This window comes from Bradyrhizobium sp. U87765 SZCCT0048 (assembly GCF_018131225.1).
Classification (GTDB): Bacteria; Pseudomonadota; Alphaproteobacteria; order Rhizobiales; family Xanthobacteraceae; genus Bradyrhizobium_A.
Map to the genome: position 1 here is coordinate 748,704 of NZ_JAFCMM010000001.1, position 18,046 is coordinate 766,749.

Below are 18,046 nucleotides of genomic sequence, written 5' to 3' on the forward strand. Positions count from 1 at the left end.
GCGGCCGCTTCAGATCACCGCATCCGTTTCCGGATCGATCAGATGCATATGGGCGAGATGGGCCGACAGCTGCACCGTCGTACTCGCCCTCGGCACCGCCGCACCGCCATCGATGCGCCCGGACACCGCCTCGCCACCGAGCCTGAAAAACACCATGGTCTCGGTCCCCATCGGCTCGACGACGTCGAGCCGCGCGTCGAAAACCGCCCTGTCAGGCCCTTCGCCGCCACGCGGCTCGGTGATGTGTTCCGGACGCAGCCCGAACAGCAGCGACCGGCCGACCACCGGCCGGTAGCGCTCGCGCCGGCTCTCGGGGACGGCGAAGGTCATCCCGTCGGCGAGACGCACGACAAGGCCATCGCCGTCCTGCACCAGCGTGCACGGCATGAAGTTCATCGCCGGCGATCCCATGAAGCCGGCGACGAAGCGCGTCTTCGGCGTGTGATAGAGCTCATGCGGCGTGCCGACCTGCTCGATCCGGCCGCGGTTCATCACCACCACATAGTCGGCGAGCGTCATCGCCTCGATCTGGTCGTGGGTGACATAGATGGTCGTGGTCTGGACCTGCTGGTGCACGCGCTTGATCTCGGTGCGCATCTGCACCCGCAGCTTGGCATCGAGGTTGCTCAACGGCTCGTCGAACAGGAACACCTTGGGATTGCGCACGATGGCGCGCCCCATGGCGACACGCTGGCGCTGGCCGCCCGAGAGCGCGCGCGGCCGGCGGTCGAGCAGCTCGGCGATGTCGAGGATGCGCGCCGCCTCCTCGACACTGCGCCGCACCTCGGCCCTGCCGAGCCCGCGCAGCTTCAGGCCGAAGGCCATGTTCTGGAACACGGTCATGTGCGGATAGAGCGCATAGCTCTGGAACACCATGGCGATGTCGCGGTTCTTCGGCGCGACATCGTTGACCACCCGCCCGCCGATGCTGATCTCGCCCTCGGAGATATGTTCGAGGCCGGCGATCATCCGCAGCGTCGTGGTCTTGCCGCAACCGGACGGACCGACCAGCGCGACGAACTTGCTGTCGGGAATTTCGAGACTGATGCCGCGCACGGCATCGTAGTTGCCGTAGCGCTTGATCACGTTGCGCAGGGCGACCTCCGCCATCTCGATGCGCTCCCGCCGCTCAGGCCAGCTGACGGGCGGCGTCTGCCGCGCCCATCAGCCGATCGAAGAAGCCCTCCCGCTCCAGCGCCGCGACCGGACCGAGATCGACCGCCTCCTCCGGCGGCACCAGGCGCGGCAGCGCGCCGACGCGGTGCAGGATCGCCGACGCGTTGCGGACGCCCTCGACGCTCGGGAACATCATGTCGCTCATGTAGCGGGCGAACATCACCCAGGTCGGCCTGAGCACATCCATGTCGGTCTCGCCACTGTACTTGCGCAGCACATGGATGCCGAACGCCGCATCGCTGCGGAAACGATGCACAGCGCTGCAGAAGGCACGGACATAGCGCAGGCCGATGTCGGGATGGGCGGCGAGGAAGCCGCGGGTGCTGGCGGCGCAGCTGTTCTGGAAGGAGACGTCGAGCTGGCCGAAGTCAGCGACGACATGATAGCCGCGCTTCGGCGCCTGGAAGGTTTCCGGCGCATGCATGATCGCCGCATCGACCCGGCTGTCGTCGAGCAGCAGGTCGAGCCGCGCGCCGTCGGTGCCGACGACGACAATCTCGGCGTCCCTGCCGATGCTCCAGCCCCAGCGGTCGAACGCCATGATGATCGCGCACTCATCGGCATCGTTGCGGGCGAGCACGCCCCAGCGCTTGCCGCGCAGCTCGTCGCGGCTGGTGATGCCGCGCCGCGCCGCCACCTGCTGGGCGCTGCAGGCGATCGCCGAGGCGATCACCACGGCGTCGCCCTGGAGCCGCTGGTTGGCAAGCAGCAGCTCCGCGCCGACCGCGTTGGTGAAATGCGCCTCGCCGGTGATCAGCGCCTTGAGCGAATTGCTGTGCCCCTGATACGGCACCAGTTCCGGTTCAAGCCCCTGCTCGCGGTAGTAGCCGCCTTCGAGCGCCGCGAACACCGGCGCCACTCCGGCGCCGCGATGCGGCATCGCGATCTTGATCTTGTCCACGTGAAATCCCCCTCGTCAGGTCGCGTTGAAACACCGGTGTCGACATTGATGGTGTGGCCGTTGATCCGGCGCGCGGCGCCGGTCGGTTGTTATTTCAGTCCGCTGAGGCCGAAGCCGCGATTGATCGCCCGCTGCAGCACGGCGAACAACAGGAACACCGGCAACGTCGCCAGCACCGCGATCACCATCTGCTCGGTCGGTGGATTGCCGTAGTCCTCGCCGAACTGCACGAGGCCGAGCGGAAACGTGCGAAGATTGTCGAGCGACACCACGGTGAGCGGCCACAGGTACTGGTCCCAGCTGTCGCGGAACGAGAAGATCGCCAGCACCGCCAGCGCCGGCAGGCACTGCGGCACGATGATCTGCAGGAGGATGCGGATCTCGCCGGCGCCGTCGATGCGCGCCGCCTCGATGTAGTCGGTCGGGATCGAGATGATCGACTGACGCATCAGGAACACGCCGAACGCATCGATCAGCAGCGGCGCGACGATGCCCTGGTAGGTGTTGACCCATTCGAACTTGTGGACGACCAGGAAGGTCGGCACCAGGGTCACCTCCAGCGGCAACATCAGCGTCGAGAGGATCAGCAGCAGCACCAGTCCGGCGCCGCGAAAGTGGAATTTGGCAAGGCCATAGCCGGCGAGCGTGCAGAACACGACATTGCCCACCATCACCGCCAGCGACACCACGCCGCTGTTGAAGAAATACTGGCCGAACGGCGCGCGCGACCAGGCGTTGGGATAGTTCTCCGGATGCCACACCGACGGAATCCACTCGGTGCGCAGCTGGAACATCTTGTCGCCGGACTGGAACGACATCACGACCATCCACAGGATCGGGATGATGAACGCGAAGGCGAGCGCGGCCAGCAGCACGAGGCCGAGGGTCCGGCGCAGCGCCGGCAGATGCCGCACCAGCGGACGGGCGGCGGTCGGCGCCGGGGACGAAGACAGCATGGTCATGGCCCATAAATCCGTTCGCTGCGGGAGAACAGGCGGATCTGACCGGTGGTGAACACCAGCATGATGGCGAACAGCACCACCGAGATCGCCGCCGCCTGCCCCATCTTGAGATAGGAGAAGCCGGTTTCGTAGATCAGCATCGACAGCACGCGCGTCGCATTGCCCGGGCCGCCACCGGTGATCAGGAACGGCATCAGGAAGATGCGCGCCGACAGCAACGCCGAAACCACGACGACGAAGAAGATGGTCGGCATCAGCAGCGGCAGCGTGATGTGAAAGAAGCGACGGATAGGGCCGGCGCCGTCGAGCTGCGCCGCCTCATAGTAATCGTCGGGCAGCGCCAGCAGCGCCGCCAGGAATACGACCATGAAATACGGCGCGAACCGCCACACCGTGACCATGATGATCGCGGGCATCGCGGTGGCGGAATTGGTCAGCCAGTCGATGCGGCCAAAGCCAAGGGGCTGCAGCAACTGGTTGACAAGGCCATAGGGGTGCAGCAGCAGTCGCCACACCAGGCAGACGGCGATGATCGGCATCAGGTTGGTCAGGAACATCACGGTCATGCAGTGGCGCGCACCTGGGATGCCGGTGTTGATGGCGAGCGCCAGCGCCAGCCCGGTGACCGTCAGCAGGACGGTCGAGCCAGCGATGTAGACGAAGGTGTTGAGAAGCGTATCGCGGAAGACCGGATCGGCGGCGATGGCGCGGTAGTTGTCGAGGCCGACGAACTGCGGCGCCGAGACCATGTCGTAGGCATGAAAACTCAGCTCGATCGCCCACAGCATCGGACCGTACTTGAAGACGGCGAAGAAAATCAGCGTCGGCAGCACGAAGGCAAAGCCCCACAGCCGCGTGCGCTGATGGTAACGCAGCTGCCAGAAGCGGCGGGCCTTCGGCCGTGCCAGCGGCTCGGTGCCGCAGGCGCTCAGCGAAGTCAGTTCGGTCATCGGCGCGGTCCAGACGTCATGTCGTCTCCGATCGGCATCACAGGCCGACGCGGGGTCTGTCACCGGCGCCGGTATGATTGTCGCAGGCTTGTCGTCCCAGCCTTGTTGTCCCAAGCCTTGTTGTCCCAAACCTTATTCTCTCAGGCCTTGCGGTAGGCGGCGTTGGCGCGGTCGACCTCGGCGGCGACCTCGTCCAGCGTCGTCTTGATGTCGGCCTTGCTGAGCATGATCTTCTGCACGCCGCGGTGCATGGCGTCGGCAAGCTCGTTGAACACCAGCGTCCGCGGCAAGAACACGCCCTGGTCCTTGGCGCGGATGATCTCGTTGACATACGGAAACTTCTGGACTTCGGGATTGTCCGCCCATCCCGTCTTCTTGGCGAGCGTGAACGGCGCGGTGTCCTTCCAGCCGTCGACGAGGTCGCTCATCATGAACTTGTAGAGGTCGTGAAGAACCTCCTGCTTCTCGGGCGACGTCCTGGCGTTGACCACGAGGTTGAAGCCATAGGTGGTCGAAAAGCCCTTGCCGGTCTCCACGCCCGGATACTGCACCGGCCGGAAGTAGCCCTTGTCGGCCATCTCCGGGTTCTGCGCCTTGACGAGATCGAGCGGCAGCGGATGGCAGAAGAACATCGCCGACCGTTCCTTGAGGAAGTCCATGCCCGGGATCGGATTGGTCGCGATGGAATCGGCGGGATCCTCCGCACCGTATTTCCGGGCGATCGAGGCGCGGATGGTCATGGCGCGGACGCCGGCATCGTTGTTGACCGTGCACTTGCCGGCGGCATCGAACCACTGTCCGCCCGCCTCGATCAGGATCGGGTTGAACTGGATCATGGTCCATTGCGACGAGTGCATCGCGAACTTGAGGCCCTGGCGCACGAACTTGTCGCCGTCCTTGACCGTCAGGCGCTTCGCCACCTCGCCGAGTTGCTCCCAGTTCTGCGGCCAGTCCTTGTCGGCGTCGAGCCCGACCTCCTTGAACTGTTTGGTGTTGAGGTAGTTGCAGTAGCCGTAGAACCACATCGGATAGCCGTAGACCTTGCCCTCTTTGGTCGCGCCGTCGACGAAGGCCTTGGCGAAATCGCCGGTGAAGTGGTCGTAGGTGTCGTAGCCGAGCTTGCCGATATCGAGCGGCGCCAGCAGGCCCTTGTCGAGCCAGGTCGGCATGAACCAGTCCTGGCTGACGAAGCCGTCGGGCGCGGTGCCGGTGGCAAAACCGACGCTGATTTTCTTGCCGAGATCGGCGAAGGAGAACCACTGGAAGTCGATCTTGACGTGCGGGTTCTGCTCCATGAACAGCTTGACCCGCTTGTGAACCCACGGCCGCTGCTGCGGATTGTCGAAGGTCCAGAAGCTGAGGCTCACCGGCTTCTTCGACTGGGCAAAGGCCCGCGGCAGCGGCATGCCCGTCGCGAGCCCGAGCCCCGCGGCGCCGATGCAACGCACCACGTCGCGGCGCGACGCTCCCCCTGATCCACGGACATCCGATGTCGTCATGGTCCATTCCTCCCGTTGTGCTGCCTGCTCTTCGTCAGGATAGCGGTCGTCGTCAGTCTGCGATCACGTTCCAGCCTCGCGCGGTGTCGCCAAATCCCTCGCACCCGTCGGCGGTCACGGCGACCGTGTCCTCCAGCTTGATGAAGCCGCGCACGGGATGCTGCAGCGTCGTCTCGATCGAGATCACCATGCCGGTCTCCAGCGGCCGGTCCACGTCGTATCCGGGATACGGCACCGGCCCGGTGCTGGTGAGACGCGGCGCCTCGTGGCTCACGAGGCCCATGCCATGGGCGAGAAAATCGATATGGCCACAATGCGATGCGCGATCGAGCGCGGCCTGCGCCGCGGCGAAGACATCGCCGCCGCGGCCGCCCGCCCGGATCGGCCGGCGCGCCGCCTGCTGGATGGCGTCGACCTCGCCGAGCAGATCCCTGAGCTCGGCGTCGGGACGGCCGAGAATGCCCATGCGGCAGAGATCACCGATGTAGCCGCCGTAATTGCCGCCGGAGTCGAGCGACAGGATGTCGCCGGCCGCAAGCCTGACGTCCGACGGCGCCCGGTTGAGGCTGCGCCCCGCCGTGATCAGGCAGTACTCGAACACAAGGCCGCGGCCAACCTCCTCCTCGCGCAGGCGCCGCACGATCTCATGCTTGGTCATGCCCGGCCGCACCGCGGCGAAGGTCGCCTGCATCGATGCGACGACGCGCTCGGAGGCCTCGCGCAGCAGCGTCAGCTCGGCGGCCGTCTTGCGGGCGCGCAGCCGTTCGAGCGGCACGGTGGCCTCGACGAGGCGGCTGCCGCCGAAGGCCCCGCGCAGCACGTCCGCGGCATCGAGCGGCAGGAACGGCGCCTCGATCCCGATCGCTCCCGCCGGCAGGCCCGTCTCGCGCAGATGCGCAACGGCGGCCTGCATCGCGCCGGCACTGGTGCGGCTGGTGGTCTCGGCCACCGGCGTCCAGAACCGGCCGAGCTCCTTCTCGTACTTTTCGAGGCCGTAGCCGACATAGGCAGCGGCGTCCGGCCGCCCCTTTGGATAGACCAGCACCGGCAGGTAGCGGCTCAGGCCGATGGCATCCATGTAGTCGAAGAAGAAAAAGCGGTAGCCGCCGAGGAGATACTGCACGTTGTGCTTAGACGTCGCGATGAGCACGTCGATATCAGCCGCATCGAGCAGCGCATCGAGCCGGGCGGTATCGAAGGGAATGGGCGCGCGGGCGACGACGGGCGACATGGTCATGATGCGATCCCCTCCTCCATGACGCGGCGGCGGAGCGCTTCGGCCCGTGGCAGCCGCGCACTGTCGCGGATGATGTCGTCGTAGGACAGGCCGACCGCCCCCGGGTCAGGCAGACCACGGGTGATAAAGTCGCCGAGATGGCGGCCGAACGCCACCGCCTCGACACATGGCGGCCGGCGCGCTGCGTCATACTGGCGGAGCGCATCGGTCACGGAGCCGGCCTCACGCAGCGCCGCCGCCAGCGCTGCCGCATCCTGCGCCGCCTTGAGAACGCCGATGCCGACATGAGGGCGGCACACGAAAGCGGCATCGCCCACCAGCGCGACGGTGCCGAACGCCATCTGCCGCGACTCCAGATCGTAGATCGGCTGGAGCAGCGACTGGTCGGCGCGCAGCACCACCTCGACGAAGGACGGCGGCAGATCGCGCCCGGCATCCCGGCGCAACTGCGCGATCTCGGTGCTGCGGATCAGCGGCGGCGGAATGCCGTGGTCGTGCCGGTGGCCGCTGTCGTCGGTCAGCAGGCGGTCCAGCGCGGCACCTTCCGGAACATGGCGGTACCACAGGAAATTGTAGCGACGACGGCCGCGCGCGACCGAACCGTCCGCGCCGGCGAGCGGATAGCCGATGAACTGCCCGCCGGGCGGGAAGCAGAAGCTGTAGCGCTCGAACGTCTCGGCCAGAAAGCGCGGCGACAACTTCATCTCGTCGATGACGCCGCGCCACGCGACATAGCCCGCATAGACCGGCTGGATGGCCGGCGCGAGCGCGCCACGGATGCGCGAGCGCATGCCGTCCGCAGCAACGACCAGATCCGCCGTCACGGTCTCGCCGGTCGACAGCCGCGCCACCGCGCGCGCGCCGTCGGGCACCACGTCGAGGACCTCGACGCCAACGCGGTAGCGCTCCGGCGGGAACGCGGCGCGCAACAGATTGAAGATCAGGCTCCAGGACGTCAGGTATTGCGGATAGTCGAACCGCGCGCGCTCGTTGCCATGGCGATCGAAGGCGACGCGGCCGCTGACCTCGATGCCGACGGGACGCGCCGTATCGATGCCGATCGCATCAAGGACGGCGGTCAGTTCGGCGTGCCCCGCAATGCCGGCGCCGCGTGCCGCAAGCCCGGCGGCGGCCCGCTCGACGATGTCGACGTCCCAGCCCTGCCGGACCAGCATGTTGCCAATGAAAAGTCCGCCCACCGAACCGCCGGCGATCAAGGCCTTGGGTCGGCGGGCGGCGGACATCACGTCAGCACCTGCGCAAGCCGGCAGCACGCAAGCAGCGTGGGGCCGCAACAGCCGGCACGGCAGCGAGCGAGGCGAATGGGCGGAAAGCCAGCACCGTTTCCTCCGATTTTCTTTTGCCGAAACGTAGACGCAGGACGGAGTTTCCGTCAAGGATTTTCGAAACTATTGCTTTCGAGGCAAAATATTGCGAGATTTACCTCATGATCGCAATCGGAGATGTATCTCGCACCCTGGCCGACGAGGCCTACGCCCGCATTCGCGAGGCGATGCACAATGGCCAGCTGAAGCCGGGGCAGAAGCTGCGTTTCAGCGATCTCCAGGAGCTGACCGACACCAGCGTCACGCCCGTGCGCGAGGCGCTCGCGCGCCTCACCGCCGAGGGCTTCACCGAACTCGAGGGCCATCGCGGCTATCGCGTCGCGCCGGTGTCACAGGCCGACCTCTGGGACATCCTGCGCAACCGCCAGCGCCTGGAAGCCGAAGCACTGCGGCTGTCGATCACCCATGGCGACGAACACTGGGAAGCCCAGTTGGTCGGCGCCCATCACCTGCTGACACGCATGGACCGCGAGCGCGCCGACCTGCCGACCGCAGTCGACGAGGAATGGGAGCGCCGCCACGAAGCCTTTCACGAGGCGCTGATCGCCGCCTGCCAGTCGAGGGTGCTGCTGGGATTCTGCAGCCAGCTGTCGGCACGCGCCAACCGTTACCGCCGCCTGTCGATCAGCGTTCCCGACATGCCGCGCGACGTTCGCAGCGAGCATCGCCTGATCTTCGAGGCGACGATCGACCGCGACGCCGACACCGCAACCGCCCTCCTCCAGGAGCATTTCGAGAAGACCGCCCAAATGGTCGACGAACTGCTCCGCCACCGGTGGTGACGGCCGCTCCCATCCACGGCCGCCTTCCGGACGATCGTCTTTTCAAAACCGCCGCGCCGCCATGGCCGGCATGTCCAGGGAGAGAACGATGAAGCACCGCCCGCTCGGCCGTACCGGCCTCTACGTCTCCGAACTGTGTTTCGGCACCATGACCTTTGGCGGCCAGGGCTGGTGGAAAGCCATGGGCGAGGTCGACCAGGGCAGCGCCAACGCACTGGTGGAGCGCGCGCTCGCCGCCGGCGTCAACTTCATCGACACCGCCGACGTCTACTCCGAAGGGCATTCCGAGCGCATCGTCGGCCAGGCCCTGCGCGACCTCAAGGTCAAGCGCGAGGACGTCATCATCGCCACCAAGGTGCGTGGCCGCACCGGCCCGGGCGCCAACGCCGTCGGCCTGTCGCGCGGCCACATCATGGACGGCGTCGAAGCCAGCCTGAAGCGCCTCGGCCTCGACTATATCGACCTCTACCAGGTGCACGGCGCCGACCTCGTGACGCCGATCGAGGAGACGATGCGCGCGCTCGACAACCTGGTGTCGCGCGGCCTCGTACGTTACATCGGCTGCTCCAACATGGCCGCCTGGCAGATCATGAAGGCGCTGGGCCTGTCGCGGCAGTACAACTACGCCCGCTTCGAAACCGTGCAGGCCTACTACACCATCGCCGGCCGCGACCTCGAACGCGAGATCATCCCGATGCTGCAGGACCAGCAACTCGGCCTGATGGTCTGGAGCCCGCTGGCGGGCGGCCTGCTGTCCGGCAAGTTCGGCCGGCAATCGGCGACGCCGAACGACGCCCGCCGCCTGACCTTCGATTTCCCGCCGGTCAACAAGGAGCGCGCTTTCGACATCGTCGACGTGATGCGGCCAATCGCCGACGCCCATGGCGTGTCCGTGGCGCGTATCGCCCTGGCGTGGCTGCTGCACCAGAAGGCGGTGATGAGCGTGATCATCGGCGCCAAGACCATCCCGCAGCTCGAGGACAACCTCGCCGCCACCGACATCACCCTGTCGGCCGAGGAACTCGCCACACTCGACCAGGCGAGCGCCCTCGCCCGCGAGTATCCGCAGTGGATGCTCGACCGCCAGCACGGCGACCGCCTGCCGCCGACGCTGCGCTGAACCCGCCACGCCCGGGCGCGGCGCGGCCCCTTCCGCGCCGGCTCAGCGCACGGCCTCCAGCGCGAAATCGATGAAAGCCCGCACCTTCGCCGCCGGCTGGTGGCGCGAGGGATAGAGCGCGTAGAGCGGAAACGTCTCGTCACGCCACTCCGGAAACAGCTCGACCAGTTGGCGCCGGTCGAGCAGCGGTTGGGCCGACAGCGCCAGCACCTGCGCCACGCCGACGCCGGCGACGCAGGCGCTGAGCATGCTGCCGACATCGCTGAGCACGAGGCGCACCGGCGTCGTCACCGGAAGGATCTTCCGCCCCTTGTGAAACTCCCAGGCGAAGGGACGGCCGGTGGCGGGATCGCGGAACAGGATGCAGGTGTGCCGCGACAATTCGGACGGATGCTTCGGACGGCCGTATCGGCGCAGATAGCCGGGCGAGGCCACCGTCAGCACCCGTGTCGCCAGCAGCTTGCGCGCGATCGCCGACGACCGCCATGGCTCGCCGAACCGTATGGCGACATCAATGCCGTCGGCGATCAGGTCGCCGACATGCTCGCGGGTGACGAGCTCCAGCGACAGCTCCGGATAGCGCGCCAGGAACGACGCCATCCGCTCGGTCAGCAGCAACTGCGCGAAGAACGGATCGATGTCGACGCGCAGCCGGCCGCGCACCGCGCTGGCCGCGCCCGAGGCCAGCGTCGCCGCCTCCTCGATGTTGGCCAGCATCGGCCCGACCTGCTCGTAGAACCGTCGCCCTTCGTCGGTGAGCTGCATCGAGCGGGTGGTACGGTCGAGCAGCCGCACGCCCATGCGCGCCTCGAGCCGCGCCACCGCGCGGCTCACCCCCGATGCGGACAGGCCGAGGATTTCCGCAGCCTGCACGAAGCTGCCGCCCTCCACCACCGCCGTCAGCACGCTGACGCCGCTCAGCAGCCGTCCGTCGAACGCCATCGCGGAATTCCTCGACCCCAATTCATGCGATTTGATCATCAATGATGTGACATAAGCTCACTTTAGTCAAAGTTCATCCGGTGCCATAAGACCAACGTTCTCCGGCGGCAGGCTGTCGTGCCTGCTGTCGCCCGGATGCCCCTCATCCGGCGAAAGACCAATCACGGAGCCTCCCCGAATGACCCATCTGCTCACCCAGGGCATCCGCCTGCCGCGGCTCGGCCTCGGCACCTTCCGCATGCAGGGCGACACCTGCCGCGCCGCCGTTGAAAGCGGCCTCGCCCTCGGCTATCGCCACATCGACACCGCGGAAATGTATGGCAACGAGGACGCCGTCGGCGCCGCCATCGCCACATCCGGCGTGCCGCGCGACGATCTCCATGTCACCACCAAGGTGTGGCATGACCACCTCACGCCCGATGCCATCCGCAGTGCGCTCGATGCCAGTCTGCACAAGCTGCGGCTCGATCATGTCGACCTCTACCTCGTGCACTGGCCGGCGCGGGACATGAACCTGCCGGCGATCTTCGAGACGCTGCAGAGGCTGCGCGACGACGGCCGCGTGCGCGCCATCGGCGTCTGCAACTTCAACCTGACGCTGCTGCGCCAGAGCGTCGAGGAGATCGGCGCGCCGATCGCCTGCAACCAGATCGAGTACCATGTGCTGCTCGATCAGGGGCCGGTGCTGGCGTATCTGCAGAGCAAGTCGATCCCTCTCGTCGCCTATGCGCCGCTGGCACAGGGGCGCCTGGCCGACTATCCCGAGTTGCAAGCCATCGCCGACAAGCACGGCGCGACGCCGGCGCAGGTGGCGCTGAAATGGCTGCTCGACCAGAACGGCGTCGCCGCCATTCCCAAGGCCCAACGCCCGCAGAGCCAGCAGGCCAACCTCGACGCGCTGAAGCTCACCCTCGATGACCATGATCGCCAGGTGATCGCACGCCTGCCCAAGGACCAGCGCTTCGTCCGGCCGGCCTTCGCGCCGGTGTGGGATACGGCGGCGTGAACGGCTCCATACAGCGTCGGCCCGCGACATCTGCCAATAGAACGCGTCATGCCCGCGCTTGTCGCGGGCATCCACGTCTTTACTGCATCACGACAAGGAATACGTGGATGGCCGGGACAAGCCCGGCCATGACGGAGAAAGTGGGTAGCGCCATCGTCTGCAGCAAACGCAACACGACGTGATCCGCTATCGCCGGTCAGGCGTCAACGCGTCTTCGCGCTTGCTCACCCGCCCGCCTCGTCCACCGGCTCCGGCGTGCCGCCGGCGAAATTGCGGTAGATGAAGCGGTCGGTGCCGCCTGCGGATTCGGTCGTCGCAAGCTTGAAAATCTCCTCATGACGCGGCGACAGCGCGCACGCCGGATCGGTGGCGCCGGCATCCCCGGTCAGCGCGAAGGCCTGGCAGCGGCAGCCACCAAAATCGATCTCGCGATAATTACAGCTCCTGCACGGCTCCGGCATCCAGGCCGTGCCGCGGAAGCGGTTGAACGCTTCGGAGTTCTGCCAGATCCAGGCGATCGAATGGTTGCTGCGCACCGACAGGAAGTCGAGCCCGGTAATGGATTCCGCTGCATGGCACGGCAGCACCTTGCCGGCCGGCGAGATATTGAAGAACTGCCGCCCCCAGCCGCCCATGCACTTCTTCGGTCGCAGCGCATAGTAATCCGGCACGACATAGTCGATGGCGAGGACGCCCTTGAGCCGTGCCTGAGCCTCCTCGACCACTGCCGTCGCGGTCTCGATCTGCTCCAGCGTCGGCATCAGCGCGGCCCGGTTCTTCAGCGCCCAGCCATAGTACTGGACATTGGCGACCTCGAGCCGGTCGGCGCCGAGTTCAACCGCCATGGCGATGATATCGGGGAGATCGGCGAGATTCTGGCGGTGCATCACCGCGTTGACGGTCAGCGGCAGATCGAGGTCGCGCGCCCAGGCGGCGACCTCCAGCTTGCGGGCATGCGCGTTCTTCAGCCCGGCGACGCGATCGGCGGCGTGGGGCTCGCTGCCCTGGAAGCTGATCTGGACATGGCACAGCCCGGCGTCGGCCAGCGCCGCGAGCTTGTCCCTGGTCAGCAGCACCGCCGAGGTGATCAGGTTGGTGTAGAGCCCGACCGCGGTCGCATGCTGTACCAGCTCGACCAGGTCCCTCCGCGCGGTCGGCTCGCCGCCGGAGAGATGCACCTGCAGCACGCCGATGGCGGCGAGCTCGTCGAACACCTTCATCCACTCCGCAGTGGTCAGCTCGCTGCCGCCGCGGTCGAGCGCCACGGGATTGGAGCAGTACGGACATTGCAGCGGGCAGCGATGGGTCAGTTCGGCCAGCACCGCGAGCGGGATACCGAATGCCTGTGCCGGCGACGCGCCCGTCTCCATGATGGCGAGCGCATCGCCGGGATCAACGAGCGGCGCACGTCCCGCGGTGTCGGCCGGCCCGGTCATGGCGGCGCACTCCGCGCCTCGACCAGAAAGCCCTTCTCGGCGAGGTCGGCCAGCATGGCGATGACGTCGGCCGCGATCTCGGCACGATCGGCGGCGTACCTGGCGGCGAGCAGATCGACCATCCCGGCCACGGTGCGCTCGCCGTCGCACAATTGCAGGATCTCGACCGCGATATCGTCGGGAGCGAGCACCCGCTCCGGCGCCAGGATGACCCAGCGCTGGCGGGTCTCGTCGAACTTCAGGCGGGTGTGGCGCGGCAGCACCGGCCGGCTATCCTCCGCCACCGTCATGCGTTGCCGCGGCGCCATCAGTGCACCTCCGGCACGAACGCGCCCGGCGGAATGTGGCCGTTGACATAGGCGTGGTACAGCGCATCGAGCTGCGCCCACAGCACGTTGGTCTTGAAGATCAGCGCGTTGCACACCGCCACGCGCTCGGCCTCCGTAGCGGCATGGGTCTTGACGTAATCGAGCGCGAAATTGGCGTCGCGCGGCGCCTGTTCGAGCCGGCGGCGGAAGTAGCTCATGATCTCGGGATTGACGAAGTCGTAGTGCGACAGCATGCCGGAGATGCGCTCTTCATGCAGGTTGGGCGCGAACAGCTCGGTCAGCGACGACGCGATCGCCTCGAGCGGGCTGCGGTCGCGGACGAAGTGGACATAGGCATCGACCGCAAAGCGCGTCGCCGGCAAAATGCCCTGCCCGGACTCGACATACGCGCTGTCGAGGCCAAGCCCCTCGGTGAGCTTCAGCCAGCGCTCGATGCCGCCCTCGCTGCCGACATCGCCGTCGTGATCCTGCAGGCGATGGCGCCATTCGACGCGGATGTCGCGGTCGCGGAAGCGCGAGATCACCACCGCATCCTTGATGGGTATGCTGCTCTGATAGTAGTAGCGGTTCAGCGCCCAGGCCTGTACCTGACCCTTGTTGAGCTTGCCGCCGTGCAGCAGGCCATGAAACGGATGCAGGCTGTGATAGCGCGTCGCGCCGATCTCGCGCAGCCGCTGTTCAAGCTCGTCGGCCGAGCGCAGCGAAACGCCGCTCCTGAGCGCGGACGCGGTGGCAATGCTCACAGCACGATCTCCATTCCATCATGGGCGAACTCCCAGCCCGCCTTCAGCGTCGCCGCACGTTCGGACGATGCCGGCAGCAACGCCGGGTTCGAATTGTTGACATGCAGGAAGATACGCCGGCCGATGGCGACGTCGGCAAGTCCGGCGATCGCACCGGCGTCTCCCGACATCGCGACATGGCCCATGCCCGCTCCCGTCTTGGTGCTCAGTCCCTGCGTGATCATCTCGTCGTCACGCCACAGCGTGCCATCAAAGAACACCACCGCCGCTCCTGCAAGCCGCCGGGTCAGTTCCGGCGTGATGCGGGCACAGGCCGCGATCAGAAACAGCGCACCGCCACCGCGACGGTCGGCGATGCGCAGGCCGATGGTGTCACCGTCGCCGTCGTCACCGGCCGGATGCACCTGCCCTTCGAGATACCAGGCCTCCTTGCCGGCAACGACAAAGGGCAGAATCTCGAGCCCCGACGGCGTGCCGTCCGGCAAGACGGGCTCGAACGGGACGTCGAGCACCATCGGCACGCGCGGCACCCGTTCGGCGTTCAGCACATTGAAGATGCTGTTGGCACGCAGGATCGCCAGCACCCGCTCATGGGCGTAGAGCGTGAACGGCGCCCCCTCGCGCAACGACAACAGACCCGCGACGGCATCGACCTCGCCGTTGGTCAGGACGACACCGGCGATCGGGCTATGGCGCAGCTGGCCGGCCCGCGGATGCAGCCGTGGCGTCGACGTGACTTGCTGGCGCAGGTCCGGCGCCGCGTTGACCAGAAACCAGTTGTGGTCATCGACGCTGACGGCGATGGACGTCTGCGTCGCCTGAAGCGAACGGTCAACGCGCGCGGCGCGGCAAACCGCACAGCCGCAATTCCACTGCGGCACCCCGCCGCCCGCCGCCGCACCGAGAACAATGACACGAAGCATGGTGCGATCTGGCACTCGCCAAGAGAACAAGCCACGCCGCCCGCCTCACGGAATTAGCGGATCACGACACAGCCCACAAAACGGGAAACCCACAAAGCCGAAAGAGGTGTCGCCTGCCTCACGCCGCGTCGCCGCCGAATCGACGGGCCACGCCTGCGCGGACCTGCGTCCACCTCTCCAGAAGATCCCGCGAACGGGAAACGATTGCCTGCGAAGCGCCTACTTGCGCACGGCACACGCGTACATGTTGATCTCAAGGCCGACGGGCACTTCGACGATTGTTGGTTTTTTCCAGGCCATTGCAGTCTCCAGAGCTTGCGATGAAGGTCTTCCGGACGAGGCGGCCGACCGGCCGCGCCATCAGCTTATAACGGAAACGTCCGGTCCGGAAGTTGGTTGCGGGCCGCGTCCCCCACCCGTTCCACTCTCGCTGCACCGCAAAAAAAACGATCCCGGCAGCCAGTGCGGATGCTCACGTTACGCGAGCGCTTATTCCGGACGCCATCCATCGCATCGCAACAACGCCCTTCCGTCATGGCGACATATCCCGACACAGACCATCAACTCTGTGCGAGCCGCGGGTCTGTGCCACCAATGTGTGACAGTCTGGCGTCATCCGTGTTGCGGCGACCCCATCCATCCCCTCACCAGGCCGACGCCAATGTCCAATGACATGTTGCCTCCAGCCCGCTTCAGCCGGCGCATCTTGCTCGCGGCCGGCGCCAGTCTCACCGCAGCGTCCGCGCTGCGGCCCTTCGCCACGGTCGCGCAGAATGCGCCGCTCAAGATCGGCGTGATCGGCTCAGGCCATATCGGCAGCACCATCGGCGGGTTGTGGGTCAAGGCCGGCCACCCGGTGATGTTCTCATCGCGCCATCCCGAAGAGCTCAAGGATCTCGTTGCCGGCCTTGGCGCGCTGGCTGAGGCCGGCAGCGTCGATCAGGCGGTGGCGTTCGGCGACGTCGCCTTCATCGCGGTGCCTTACGGCGCCGTGCCGCAGATCGGCCGTGACACCAGCCAGGCGCTCGCCGGCAAGGTGCTGATCGACGCCGACAATGCGGTGGCGAGCCGCGACGGCGCGATCGCCGAGGAAGTCGAGCGCGACGGCATCGGTGCGACGACCCAGAAGTATTTCCCGGGCGTTCGGGTGGTGCGTGCCTTCAACACCATGTCCTACACGATCTTCGCGCGCGAGGCGCATCGCGCCGATCCACGGCTTGCGATCCCGATCGCCGGCGACGACACCGCGGCGGTCGAAACCACGGCCGGCCTCGTGCGCGACGCCGGATTCGACCCGGTGGTGGTCGGCAAGCTTGCCGATGCCCGCCGCTTCCAGCGTGGCGGCCCGGGATACGGCCAGAGCGTCAGCGCCGCCGAACTGCGGCAGAAGCTGTCGCTCGCTCCATGAGTTCTGTGCAGGACCGGCTGTGGCGCGCTATGCCCGCGACGCCGCAGGAACGCGCCGCGGCGCTGTGGTCGTTCGCCTATTTCTTCGCGCTGCTCGCCGGCTATTACGTGCTGCGGCCATTGCGCGACCAGATGGGTATCGCCGGCGGCGTGCGGAACCTGCCATGGCTGTTCACCGCGACCTTTGTCACCCTCCTGGTGGCGCAGCCGCTCTATGGCTGGCTGGTGGCGCGGCTGCCGCGCCGTCGCTTCATCCCGATCGTCTACCACGTCTTCGTCGCGAACCTGCTGATCTTCTGGGCGCTGCTCGCCTTCGGCGTCGCCGAAGTGATCGTGGCGCGGGTGTTCTTCGTCTGGGTCAGCGTATTCAACCTGTTCGCAGTGGCGGTGTTCTGGTCGTTCATGGCCGACCTGTTCACCGCCGAACAGGGCAAGCGGCTGTTCGGCTTCATTGGCGCTGGCGGCACCGCGGGCGCGCTGCTCGGCCCGGCGATTACCATCGCGCTGGCCAGGCCGCTCGGCGCCGTCAACCTGCTGCTCGCCGCCGCGCTGTTCCTGGAGATTGCAGTGTTCTGCGTCACCCGGCTGGAGCAGGCCGCGACGGCAACATTGGACGCCAGCGCGGTCGCCACCGAACGCATCGGCGGCAGCGCTTTTGCGGCACTTCCAGAGCTGATCCGCTCGCCCTACCTGCTCGGCGTCGGCGCCTGGGTCAGCCTGCTGTCGTTCGGCGCCACCATCGCCTACTTCGCCCAGGCCAACATCGTCGCCGCCACGATCCACGACCGCAACGCCCAGACCCAGTTGTTCGCGACCATCGATCTCGCGGTCGGCCTGCTCAGTCTCGCGACGCAGCTGTTCGCCACCGGCGCTGTGCTCAGACGGTTCGGCACCGGCATCGCCGCCGCGGCCTTGCCGGCGGTGTATGTCGTCGGCTTCGCCGTGATCGCCGTGGCGCCGAGCCTGCCGGCCGTGATCACGCTGCAGGTGGTGCAGCGCTGGATGAACTTCGCCGTCGCCAATCCCGCGCGGCAGGTGTTCTTCACCGTCGTCGGCCGCGCCGAGAAGTACAAGGCCAAGAACCTGATCGACGTCGTGGTCTACCGCGGCTCGGACGCCCTCTACGGCTGGGTTTACGACGTGCTGCAGGGCCTCGGGCTCAAGCTCGGCGCCATCGCGTTGTGTGCGCTGCCGGTGGTCGCCATCTGGATGTGGCTGTCGCTGGCGCTCGGCCGCACCCAGGAGAAGCGCGCCGATGTCCCCGTTGCCGTCACCGAAGGAGGCTGA

The 18,046-nt window shown here is 66.9% G+C and carries 18 protein-coding genes; 5 read left to right on the forward strand and 13 right to left on the reverse strand.

Annotation, left to right across the window (positions count from 1 at the left end):
• Positions 1-9: 9 nt before the first annotated feature.
• The 7 genes from JQ639_RS03235 to JQ639_RS03265 all read right to left on the reverse strand — a co-directional run bounded on the left by JQ639_RS03235 (position 10) and on the right by JQ639_RS03265 (position 7,969).
• Positions 10-1,110 (reverse strand): ABC transporter ATP-binding protein, encoded by a 1,101-nt coding sequence (locus JQ639_RS03235; RefSeq protein ID WP_211969435.1) that lies wholly within the window; start codon positions 1,108-1,110, stop codon positions 10-12.
• Between the two features lie 19 nt (positions 1,111-1,129).
• Positions 1,130-2,077 carry an ABC transporter substrate-binding protein gene (locus JQ639_RS03240; protein ID WP_211969434.1) on the reverse strand — a complete coding sequence of 316 codons (948 nt, stop codon included), beginning with the start codon at positions 2,075-2,077 and terminating at the stop codon, positions 1,130-1,132.
• Between the two features lie 89 nt (positions 2,078-2,166).
• A complete protein-coding gene (locus JQ639_RS03245; protein ID WP_211969433.1) occupies positions 2,167-3,039 on the reverse strand; it encodes a carbohydrate ABC transporter permease in 873 nt (290 codons plus the stop codon).
• Positions 3,036-3,989: a carbohydrate ABC transporter permease gene (locus JQ639_RS03250; RefSeq protein WP_211969432.1), complete on the reverse strand. Its 954-nt coding sequence runs from the start codon at positions 3,987-3,989 to the stop codon at positions 3,036-3,038. Before JQ639_RS03250 ends, JQ639_RS03245 begins: the two co-directional genes overlap by 4 nt.
• 140 nt (positions 3,990-4,129) lie before the next feature.
• Positions 4,130-5,488, reverse strand: a complete 1,359-nt coding sequence (locus JQ639_RS03255) for an ABC transporter substrate-binding protein (RefSeq protein WP_211969431.1) — start codon at positions 5,486-5,488, stop codon at positions 4,130-4,132.
• A 52-nt stretch (positions 5,489-5,540) separates the two neighbouring features.
• Positions 5,541-6,725, reverse strand: coding sequence for a M24 family metallopeptidase (locus JQ639_RS03260; protein WP_211969430.1), 1,185 nt, complete (start codon positions 6,723-6,725; stop codon positions 5,541-5,543).
• Positions 6,722-7,969: an FAD binding domain-containing protein gene (locus tag JQ639_RS03265; protein WP_211969429.1), complete on the reverse strand. Its 1,248-nt coding sequence runs from the start codon at positions 7,967-7,969 to the stop codon at positions 6,722-6,724. Before JQ639_RS03265 ends, JQ639_RS03260 begins: the two co-directional genes overlap by 4 nt.
• A gap of 203 nt (positions 7,970-8,172) precedes the next feature.
• Here JQ639_RS03265 and JQ639_RS03270 point away from each other — a divergent pair, with 203 nt between their 5' ends.
• A complete protein-coding gene (locus JQ639_RS03270) occupies positions 8,173-8,853 on the forward strand; it encodes a GntR family transcriptional regulator (protein ID WP_211969428.1) in 681 nt (226 codons plus the stop codon).
• 88 nt (positions 8,854-8,941) lie between these two features.
• Positions 8,942-9,973 (forward strand): aldo/keto reductase, encoded by a 1,032-nt coding sequence (locus tag JQ639_RS03275; RefSeq protein ID WP_211969427.1) that lies wholly within the window; start codon positions 8,942-8,944, stop codon positions 9,971-9,973.
• A gap of 42 nt (positions 9,974-10,015) precedes the next feature.
• Here the strand turns inward: JQ639_RS03275 and JQ639_RS03280 are convergent, their stop codons facing one another.
• Positions 10,016-10,915: a LysR family transcriptional regulator gene (locus tag JQ639_RS03280; protein WP_211969426.1), complete on the reverse strand. Its 900-nt coding sequence runs from the start codon at positions 10,913-10,915 to the stop codon at positions 10,016-10,018.
• A gap of 178 nt (positions 10,916-11,093) precedes the next feature.
• On the opposite strand from JQ639_RS03280, the gene JQ639_RS03285 reads away from it, so the two are divergent.
• On the forward strand, positions 11,094-11,921 hold the full coding sequence (locus JQ639_RS03285; RefSeq protein WP_211969425.1) for an aldo/keto reductase: 828 nt from the start codon (positions 11,094-11,096) through the stop codon (positions 11,919-11,921).
• A gap of 224 nt (positions 11,922-12,145) precedes the next feature.
• On the opposite strand, the gene pqqE is transcribed toward JQ639_RS03285, so the two are convergent.
• The 5 genes from pqqE to pqqA form a co-directional block, all read right to left on the reverse strand.
• Positions 12,146-13,357, reverse strand: a complete 1,212-nt coding sequence (gene pqqE, locus JQ639_RS03290; protein ID WP_211969424.1) for a pyrroloquinoline quinone biosynthesis protein PqqE — start codon at positions 13,355-13,357, stop codon at positions 12,146-12,148.
• Positions 13,354-13,665, reverse strand: coding sequence for a pyrroloquinoline quinone biosynthesis peptide chaperone PqqD (pqqD, locus tag JQ639_RS03295; protein WP_211969423.1), 312 nt, complete (start codon positions 13,663-13,665; stop codon positions 13,354-13,356). The genes pqqE and pqqD overlap by 4 nt, the downstream gene beginning before the upstream one ends.
• A complete protein-coding gene (gene pqqC, locus JQ639_RS03300; RefSeq protein WP_211969422.1) occupies positions 13,665-14,429 on the reverse strand; it encodes a pyrroloquinoline-quinone synthase PqqC in 765 nt (254 codons plus the stop codon). The genes pqqD and pqqC overlap by 1 nt, the downstream gene beginning before the upstream one ends.
• Positions 14,426-15,352 (reverse strand): pyrroloquinoline quinone biosynthesis protein PqqB, encoded by a 927-nt coding sequence (gene pqqB / locus JQ639_RS03305; protein WP_211969421.1) that lies wholly within the window; start codon positions 15,350-15,352, stop codon positions 14,426-14,428. Before pqqB ends, pqqC begins: the two co-directional genes overlap by 4 nt.
• Before the next feature lie 219 nt (positions 15,353-15,571).
• Complete coding sequence (gene pqqA, locus JQ639_RS03310) at positions 15,572-15,652, reverse strand: pyrroloquinoline quinone precursor peptide PqqA (RefSeq protein WP_211969533.1); 81 nt, start codon at positions 15,650-15,652, stop codon at positions 15,572-15,574.
• A 373-nt stretch (positions 15,653-16,025) separates the two neighbouring features.
• Here pqqA and JQ639_RS03315 point away from each other — a divergent pair, with 373 nt between their 5' ends.
• Complete coding sequence (locus tag JQ639_RS03315) at positions 16,026-16,760, forward strand: NADPH-dependent F420 reductase (protein ID WP_211969420.1); 735 nt, start codon at positions 16,026-16,028, stop codon at positions 16,758-16,760.
• Positions 16,757-18,046 (forward strand): NTP/NDP exchange transporter, encoded by a 1,290-nt coding sequence (locus JQ639_RS03320; protein WP_211969419.1) that lies wholly within the window; start codon positions 16,757-16,759, stop codon positions 18,044-18,046. Before JQ639_RS03315 ends, JQ639_RS03320 begins: the two co-directional genes overlap by 4 nt.

Excerpts from the sequence above, each read along its gene's own strand:
- JQ639_RS03235 (WP_211969435.1), bottom strand. The coding sequence starts at position 1,110 with ATGGCGGAGGTCGCCCTGCGCAACGTGATCAAGCGCTACGGCAACTAC.
- JQ639_RS03245 (WP_211969433.1), bottom strand. The coding sequence starts at position 3,039 with ATGACCATGCTGTCTTCGTCCCCGGCGCCGACCGCCGCCCGTCCGCTG.
- JQ639_RS03250 (WP_211969432.1), bottom strand. The coding sequence starts at position 3,989 with ATGACCGAACTGACTTCGCTGAGCGCCTGCGGCACCGAGCCGCTGGCA.
- JQ639_RS03255 (WP_211969431.1), bottom strand. The coding sequence starts at position 5,488 with ATGACGACATCGGATGTCCGTGGATCAGGGGGAGCGTCGCGCCGCGAC.
- JQ639_RS03260 (WP_211969430.1), bottom strand. The coding sequence starts at position 6,725 with ATGACCATGTCGCCCGTCGTCGCCCGCGCGCCCATTCCCTTCGATACC.
- JQ639_RS03265 (WP_211969429.1), bottom strand. The coding sequence starts at position 7,969 with ATGTCCGCCGCCCGCCGACCCAAGGCCTTGATCGCCGGCGGTTCGGTG.
- JQ639_RS03270 (WP_211969428.1), top strand. The coding sequence starts at position 8,173 with ATGATCGCAATCGGAGATGTATCTCGCACCCTGGCCGACGAGGCCTAC.
- JQ639_RS03275 (WP_211969427.1), top strand. The coding sequence starts at position 8,942 with ATGAAGCACCGCCCGCTCGGCCGTACCGGCCTCTACGTCTCCGAACTG.
- JQ639_RS03280 (WP_211969426.1), bottom strand. The coding sequence starts at position 10,915 with ATGGCGTTCGACGGACGGCTGCTGAGCGGCGTCAGCGTGCTGACGGCG.
- JQ639_RS03285 (WP_211969425.1), top strand. The coding sequence starts at position 11,094 with ATGACCCATCTGCTCACCCAGGGCATCCGCCTGCCGCGGCTCGGCCTC.
- pqqE (WP_211969424.1), bottom strand. The coding sequence starts at position 13,357 with ATGACCGGGCCGGCCGACACCGCGGGACGTGCGCCGCTCGTTGATCCC.
- pqqD (WP_211969423.1), bottom strand. The coding sequence starts at position 13,665 with ATGGCGCCGCGGCAACGCATGACGGTGGCGGAGGATAGCCGGCCGGTG.
- pqqB (WP_211969421.1), bottom strand. The coding sequence starts at position 15,352 with ATGCTTCGTGTCATTGTTCTCGGTGCGGCGGCGGGCGGCGGGGTGCCG.
- pqqA (WP_211969533.1), bottom strand. The coding sequence starts at position 15,652 with ATGGCCTGGAAAAAACCAACAATCGTCGAAGTGCCCGTCGGCCTTGAG.
- JQ639_RS03315 (WP_211969420.1), top strand. The coding sequence starts at position 16,026 with ATGTTGCCTCCAGCCCGCTTCAGCCGGCGCATCTTGCTCGCGGCCGGC.
- JQ639_RS03320 (WP_211969419.1), top strand. The coding sequence starts at position 16,757 with ATGAGTTCTGTGCAGGACCGGCTGTGGCGCGCTATGCCCGCGACGCCG.